The organism is Plantactinospora endophytica, assembly GCF_016862915.1.
GTDB classification, from domain to species: domain Bacteria; phylum Actinomycetota; class Actinomycetes; order Mycobacteriales; family Micromonosporaceae; genus Plantactinospora; species Plantactinospora endophytica.
Map to the genome: position 1 here is coordinate 22,127 of NZ_BONW01000048.1, position 6,863 is coordinate 28,989.

Genomic DNA, 6,863 nt, shown 5'->3' on the forward strand with positions numbered 1-6,863 from the left:
ACCAGCATGGACGTCGATCGACTCCGGGTACGGGAGGTGGTTGCCGGTCATGTCGGACGGCATGGTGGTGGGACTCGACGTCGGCGGCACCTCGACCCGGGCCACGGTGGTCTCGCTGGACGGCGTCCGGCTCGGCACCGGGCGCGGCGGCGGTGGCAACCCGACCAGCCACGGCGCCGAGCGGGCCGCCGAACAACTCCGGGTCGCGCTGACCGGCGCCCTCGCCGGGCTCGACCCGGAACTCGTCCGGGCCGGCACCATCGGGCTGGCCGGGGCGGGCCGGCTGCTCGCCGATCCGGCCGGCCGGGCCGCCTTCGACCGCGCCTGGCACGACGTCGGGCTGCGCTGCCGGTACGAGATCTTCGGCGACGCCCTCGTCGCGTACGCCTCCGGCACCGCCGAGCCGGACGGCACGATCCTCATCGCCGGCACCGGTGCGATCGCCGCCGAGGTACGCGGAATGGCGCTGGACCGGGTCGCCGACGGCCACGGCTGGCTGCTCGGCGACGCCGGCGGCGGCTTCTGGCTGGGTCGGGAAGCCGTCCGGCGGACCCTGGCCGACCTCGACCGGCACCAGCCGCCCGGCCCGCTCGGCACCCTCGTCCTCACCGAGCTGCTCGGCTCGGCCGAGATCGCCGCCCGGCCCCGGGACACCGTGGACACCCTGGTCCAGGCGGTGACCCGGCGACCCGCCGTCGAACTGGCCGCACTCGCGCCGCTGGTGATCCGCGCCGACCGGGAGGGCGATCCGGAGGCCGGTGCGATCCTCGCCGAGGCCGCCCGGCTGCTCGCCGCCAACGTCGACCGGATCCGGCCCGCCGATTCCGCCAGCCCGATCGTGCTCGGCGGCGGGCTGCTCACCGGGGACACCCCGCTGGCCGACGCCGTACGCCCGGCGCTGGCCGCCCGCTGGCCGGCCGCGCCGCTGCACGGTGCCGGGGACGGTGCCCTCGGCGCCGCCTGGCTGGCCGCCCGCACCCTGCCCGAGCTGACCGACCCGGCCGAGCTGCACCGGAGGCTGCTCAGCCCGATCGAAAGCTGACGCCCGCACCCGTCGGATTGGGCCCACAGCGGTATGGGCTCGCAAGCGTGTGGTATTCAGCGGTGGCTGCGTACCTCATTCGTAGTGGTAGGGACACTGCGCTATCTGCACGGTGTCAGCCCCCGGCCCGCGAACTGGACCTTCACGCTGCCGACGCCCCGCCTGGCCTGGCGTCGGCGTCGGCGTCGGCGTCGGCGTCGGCGTCGGCGTCGGCGAGGTCGTGCATCTCCCCGCCCCCGTCGCGCAACTCTTCGACGGCTTCGTTCAGACGGCGCGCGTTGGCGGGGCCGGCCATCAGGTACGCCGTCTCCCTCAGCGACTCGTACTCGCGTAGCGAGATGATGACGGCAGCCTCACGGCCAAAGCGGGTCACCACGATCTCCTCCGCGTCGTCCACAACGTGGTCCAGCATCTCGGCCAGGTTCTCCCGGACCTCGGAGTAGGGAACGGTACGCACGATGCCTCCCGGGCGTGACGTACGAGAAATTGTACAAACCGGGAGGGCGCCCCGGCCGAGCCTGAGCTTGGCTTACTCGCTCTCGTCGCGTTGACTGGGCCGGTTGTCGCGTATCCATGCCTCGACAGCGTCTCGGTCCTAGGTCCGCATACGGCCGTTGCCGACGGTGTCAATGGGCTCGGGGAAGCCAGGCCGGCGGACGATCTCAGTTGCCCTGGTGCGTGATACCCCGCCGAGCATGGCGGCGACGTCTGCCAGGGCGACCAGCCTCATGGAGCGACGGTAGGCACAAATGACCTTGCCACTTCGGCACTCGCCACATTGACGGTGCCGAAGTGGCAAGGGAGACGGGTCCGCCGGGCCTACTTGAGCTGGCCTGCGGTCAACCCTGACTGGATCTGGCGTTGGAACAGCACGTAGACCCCGAGCACCGGCAACATGCCGAGGGTGAGACCGGCGAACAGGCCGCTGAAGTCGCCCTGGTAGCCCTGGCTGACCGCCAGCGCCGCCAGCCCCTGGGCGAGTACCCATTTCGACTCGTCCCCCTGCATCAGCACCTGCGGCAGGATGAACTGGTTCCACTGGCTGAGGAAGTTGAAGATGGCCACGCTGACCAGGCCCGGCTTGGCCATCGGCAGCATCACCCGGAAGAAGAGCCGGAAGTGCCCGCAGCCGTCGATCAGCGCCGCCTCGGCGACCGAGGTCGGCAGAGTGCGGAAGAACGCGGTCATGAAGAAGACCGTGAACGGCAACGAGTAGGCGGCGTAGACCAAAATCAGCCCGGTCCAGGTGTTGAAGAGCCCGGCGTTGCGGACCACGAAGAAGAGCGGTACCAGGGCGAGGAAGACCGGGAACATCATGCCGCCGACGAACAGGTAGTAGAACACCTGCCGGAACCGGAACTCGTACCGGGCGAAGACGTACGCGGCGGTGGCGCCGAAGAGCATGGTCAGGGTCAACGAGCCGGCCACCACCACCGCGCTGTTCAGGAAGTATTGTCCGATCCGGGCCTCGGTCCAGGCCCGCGCCCAGTTCTCGAAGCGCAGCGCGCCGGGCAGCCCCCACGGGTCGCTGAGGATCTCGCCGTCGCTCTTGAACGAGCTGAGGAAGACCCAGAGCAGCGGCAGGGTGGTCAGCAGCGCCCAGAGCAGCAGGAAGCCGTGCGAGAAGACGTTCACCACGCCCCACTCGCGGCGGGGCGCCCGGTCGCCGGCCCCGGACCGGCCCTCGGCGCCGGCCTCGGAGCTGACCCGCGCGGAGGTGTCGACGGTCGTCACGAGTACTCGATTCGGTCCCGACGGCTGGCGCGCAGGGCCAGTACCGCCACCGACAGGGTCAGGAAGAACATCACCACGCCGATCGCGGAGGCGTACCCGAACTTGGTCTCGCTGCCGAACGCCGTGTTGTACATCCGCAGGCCGATCACGTCGGAGGAGTGGTTGGGGCCGCCGTCGGTCATCTGCTGGATCAGGATGAACCCGTCCAGCGCGGCGATGGCCAGATAGATCCAGGCGACCTGCACGGTGTCCCAGAGCAGCGGGATGGTCACCTTGGTCAGCGTCGTCCACCGGGAGGCGCCGTCCAGCATCACCGCCTCGTAGATGTCCTTCGGGATGGCCTGCATCGCCGCGCCGAAGAGCACCACGTAGAAGCCGACGTTGGCCCAGACCATCACCGCCAGCACCGCCCAGAACGCGGTACGCGGATCGCCGAGCCAGGTCGGCGCGGGCAGCCCGACCGCGCGCAGCGTGGCGTTCAGCAGTCCGTTGTTGGGGTGGTAGACCTCCTTCCAGAGCAGCGCGATGATCACCACCGAGAGCACCTGCGGGAAGAAGTAGACGAGCTTGTAGGCGCCGGAGCCGCGCACCCCGACCACCCCGGCCGTGCCGCGTCGGCCGCCCATGTTGAGCATGCTGGAGAAGAAGAGCCCGAGCGCGATGGTCAGCACCGGCAGCAGTACCAGCAGGATCAGGTTGTTCTTCACGGCGTTCCACAGCGCGCCGTCGCGCAGCAGGTTGCCGAAGTTCTCCAGCCCGACGTAGTCGGCGGTCGCCGAGTAGCCCAGCCAGTTGGTGGTGGAGATCTGGAACGCCTGGAGGTACGGCGACAGCACGAAGATGCCGTACAGCAGCAGCGGCGGCACCAGGAAGGTGATGATCAGCGGATACTTGCCATGTTTCACGGGACCGACATCCTGCCCACTCCACGCGGGAAGACCTGTCCCCGCGACACCCGCGCCGGAGGGGCCGGCCACCCCGGCCGACCCCCGCGACGACAACCGACCTACTGGCGCTTGTACTTCTTGATGCTGCTGTCCCCGGCGATCTGGTCGGCGCCCTTCTGGCACTGGTCCAGGAACTCGGCCGGGGTGGTCCGGCCGCTGAAGAACTCGCCGCAGGCGGCGTCGACCAGCTCGCGCTCCAGCTTGCGGTAGAAGTTGTTGTAGACCCAGTTGAAGCCGTTGCTGCCGGAGGCGTCCAGCGCCTTGACCACGGTGCTCAGCCCGAACGGCAGGTCGATGCCCTGGGTGGAGCCGGCCACCACGGTCAGGCTGGAGACCTTCCGGGTGAAGTCCTGAGCGCCCTGCATCGACAGCATGGTGCGCAGGTATTCCAGGCCGCCGGCCCGGTTCTTGGCCTTGGCCGGCACCATGAACGGCTCTCCGGCGGTGCCGCGCATCGCCTCGAACGGCAGCTTGTCACCGGTGCCGAGGCTCGGCGTCGGCGCGACCGACATGTTGAAGCCGGCCGGGGTCACCTTGGCCTGCTCGCTCTCCAGCCAGGAGCCGCAGGAGATGAAGGCGGCCTTGCCCCGGCACCACTCGGTCTGCGACTGCACGTGGTCGAGGCCGGGGCTGCCGGGCATGATGAAGCCGTCCTTGACGATCTGGTACCAGGCGTCGGCCGCCGCCTTCATCGCCTCGGACTTCCAGGCGTTCGGCTCCAGGTTGTCGATCGCCTTCGCCACGTCCGGGCCGCCGAACTTGATCGCCGTGGAGATCACCGGCCAGCTCATGTAGCGGGGATGCTTGCCGGCGTAGGTCCAGGGGGCGATGCCGGCGGCCTTGATCTGCCGGCAGAGCGCGATGTGGTCGTCCCAGGTCTTCGGGTACTGCCAGCCCCGGTCGGTGAAGAGCTTGGTGGAATACCAGATGCCGTACGCGGTGTAGGCGTAGCTGAGCACCAGGAACTTCCCGTCGTACGAGCCGACGTCCACCACGCCCGGCAGCAGGGTGTCCCGGACCTTCTTGCCGGGTACGTCGAGGCTGGGCGCGTCCAGCAGCTCGCCGAGGTCGGCGATGGCGCCCTGCGAGACCAGGCCGTTGAAGTCGATCTGGCCGGCGCCGGAGTTGTTCACCACGTCCGGCGGGGTGCCGTCCACGAACCGGGGCTGGAGCGTCTTGTTGATCTCCTGCGTCGCCGAGTGCTTGATCGTCGCCTTTGGATATTTGGCGGTGTACATCGCCTCGTGGGCTTTGGCATACTCCTCACCAAAACCACCGTTGAAGATGACCACCTCGAGCGGGGCGTCCTCCTTGACCCCGAGTGGGTTCTGCTCACTCTTGGTGCCTTCGAGCGACTCGCCGCCGCTGTTGTCGTCGCCGCCGCCGAGGGCGCAACCGGTCAGCAGGCCGGTGGCGGGGACGGCCAGCAGGCTGGCGGCAGCGGTACGACGGAGGATGTCACGCCTGTTCATAACTTCTCCTCGGATCCGGTTCAGGTGGACGCCGCGGCCGGTGGGAGCGGCGCCCGGCAAACGAGGGCTCGGGGTCATCGGGGTCGGGTGGGGCTGGACGCACAGTTGTCGCGGTTCTTCATCTGACGCGCCATCGCCTGACATGGTGGTGCTTGTCTTCACTTAAGATAAAGTTACTGAAGGATTCTTACGGAAGTGGGTGTCGGCAGCAAGCCCCGACGGCCGAACCGTTACGGACCGGCAACCCACCCGGGTTGCCGCATAGCCCGTCGGCGCCGCCGCCGAGTCGATAGCCTGGCCACATGGGCCGCCTGCGGGAGCTCGCCGGCCGTACGCCCGCCCAGCGGGAGCGCTACGTCGACCTGATCCGCGCGGTGGCGATCACCCTGGTGGTGCTCGGGCACTGGCTGATCGCCGTCCTCGACCACGACGACGCGGGGCGGCTGCGCGGCCACAACGCGCTCGAGGAGATCACCTGGGGTCGGCCGGGCACCTGGCTGTTCCAGGTCATGCCGCTGTTCTTCCTGGTCGGCGGGTACGCCAACGCCGCCTCGCTGGACAACCACCGGCGGCGGGGCGGCGACGCCGGCGGCTGGCTGACCGGGCGCAGCGGACGGCTGATCCGACCGACCACCGTACTGCTGGTGCTGCTCGCCCTCGCGGCCCTGACCGCCCGGCTGCTCGGCGCCGGACCGACCCAGGTCCGCGAGGTCGTCTGGTACGCCACCGTGCCGCTCTGGTTCCTCTCCGCCTACCTCTACGTGGTGCTGCTGACCCCGGTGACGTACGCCCTGCACCGGCGGTTCGGACTCGCCGTGCCGGTGGTACTGCTCGGACTGGTCGCCCTCGGGGACCTGGCCCGGCTGCTCGGCGAGAGCCGGCTGGGGTACGGCAACTTCCTGTTCGGCTGGCTCGCCATGCACCAGGTGGGCTTCGCCTGGCGGACCGGGAGCCTGCCGATGCGTCCCCGGCTGGGCTGGCCGCTGCTGCTGGTCGGACTGGCCGCGCTGCTGTCGCTCACCCTGCTCGGCCCGTACCCGACCAGCATGATCAACCAGCCGGGCGAGCGGATCCAGAACATGTCGCCGCCGAGCCTGGCGCTGCTGGCCCTGGCCACCACACAACTCGGGCTGATCATGCTGCTCCGCGCCCCGGCCGAGCGGTGGCTGCACCGGACCCGTCCCTGGATGCTTGTCGTCGCGGTGAACTCGGTGGTGCTGACCATCTTCCTCTGGCACCTCACCGCGGTGATCCTGCTGGCCGGCGCGCTGGACGCGCTCGGCGCGCTGCCCACCCCGCCGGTCGGCAGCACCGCCTGGTGGCTCTGGCGGATCCCCTGGCTGCTGCTGCTCGCCGTGATGCTGGCGGTGCTGGTCGCCGGCTTCGGCCGGATCGAGGCACGCGGCTCCCGCCGCCCCACCGAGCGCCCCGGCTGGCTGCCGCCGCCGCTGTGCCGGACCCTCGCCCGCCCGCTGCCCCGGCTGCTGCTCGTCGTACTCGGCTTCGCCGCGACCGTGGTCGGACTGTTCAGCAACAGCGTCGCCCCGAAGAACGGCCACTATCTGCTGGGCCTGCCCACCGGCGCACTGGTGGCGTACCTCTGCGGCGCAGCCCTGCTCCGGCTGGTCCGCTCGGTACCGACCAGCGACTCGGGCTGACCGGTACCGA

General features: G+C 69.9%; 6 protein-coding genes. 2 read left to right on the forward strand and 4 right to left on the reverse strand.

Going from position 1 to position 6,863, the window contains the following annotated elements:
• The first annotated feature begins 49 nt into the window (after positions 1-49).
• Positions 50-1,042 carry an N-acetylglucosamine kinase gene (locus tag Pen02_RS38780; RefSeq protein WP_203871195.1) on the forward strand — a complete coding sequence of 331 codons (993 nt, stop codon included), beginning with the start codon at positions 50-52 and terminating at the stop codon, positions 1,040-1,042.
• A 142-nt stretch (positions 1,043-1,184) separates the two neighbouring features.
• Here the strand turns inward: Pen02_RS38780 and Pen02_RS38785 are convergent, their stop codons facing one another.
• From Pen02_RS38785 to ngcE, 4 genes are all read right to left on the reverse strand, one after another.
• Positions 1,185-1,499, reverse strand: a complete 315-nt coding sequence (locus Pen02_RS38785; protein WP_203871196.1) for a type II toxin-antitoxin system Phd/YefM family antitoxin — start codon at positions 1,497-1,499, stop codon at positions 1,185-1,187.
• 362 nt (positions 1,500-1,861) lie between these two features.
• Entirely contained in the window at positions 1,862-2,776 is a 915-nt protein-coding gene (locus Pen02_RS38790; RefSeq protein WP_203871197.1) for a carbohydrate ABC transporter permease, read from the reverse strand.
• Entirely contained in the window at positions 2,773-3,681 is a 909-nt protein-coding gene (locus tag Pen02_RS38795) for a carbohydrate ABC transporter permease (protein ID WP_203871198.1), read from the reverse strand. Before Pen02_RS38795 ends, Pen02_RS38790 begins: the two co-directional genes overlap by 4 nt.
• 101 nt (positions 3,682-3,782) lie before the next feature.
• Positions 3,783-5,195 carry an N-acetylglucosamine/diacetylchitobiose ABC transporter substrate-binding protein gene (gene ngcE / locus Pen02_RS38800; protein ID WP_203871199.1) on the reverse strand — a complete coding sequence of 471 codons (1,413 nt, stop codon included), beginning with the start codon at positions 5,193-5,195 and terminating at the stop codon, positions 3,783-3,785.
• A gap of 302 nt (positions 5,196-5,497) precedes the next feature.
• Between ngcE and Pen02_RS38805 the strand changes: the two genes are divergently transcribed.
• Positions 5,498-6,853: an acyltransferase family protein gene (locus Pen02_RS38805; RefSeq protein ID WP_203871200.1), complete on the forward strand. Its 1,356-nt coding sequence runs from the start codon at positions 5,498-5,500 to the stop codon at positions 6,851-6,853.
• Positions 6,854-6,863 lie beyond the last annotated feature (10 nt).

What these genes read in the sequence shown, in the direction of transcription:
- Pen02_RS38780 (WP_203871195.1), top strand. Translation starts at nt 50, where the DNA reads ATGTCGGACGGCATGGTGGTGGGACTCGACGTCGGCGGCACCTCGACC.
- Pen02_RS38805 (WP_203871200.1), top strand. Translation starts at nt 5,498, where the DNA reads ATGGGCCGCCTGCGGGAGCTCGCCGGCCGTACGCCCGCCCAGCGGGAG.
- ngcE (WP_203871199.1), bottom strand. Translation starts at nt 5,195, where the DNA reads ATGAACAGGCGTGACATCCTCCGTCGTACCGCTGCCGCCAGCCTGCTG.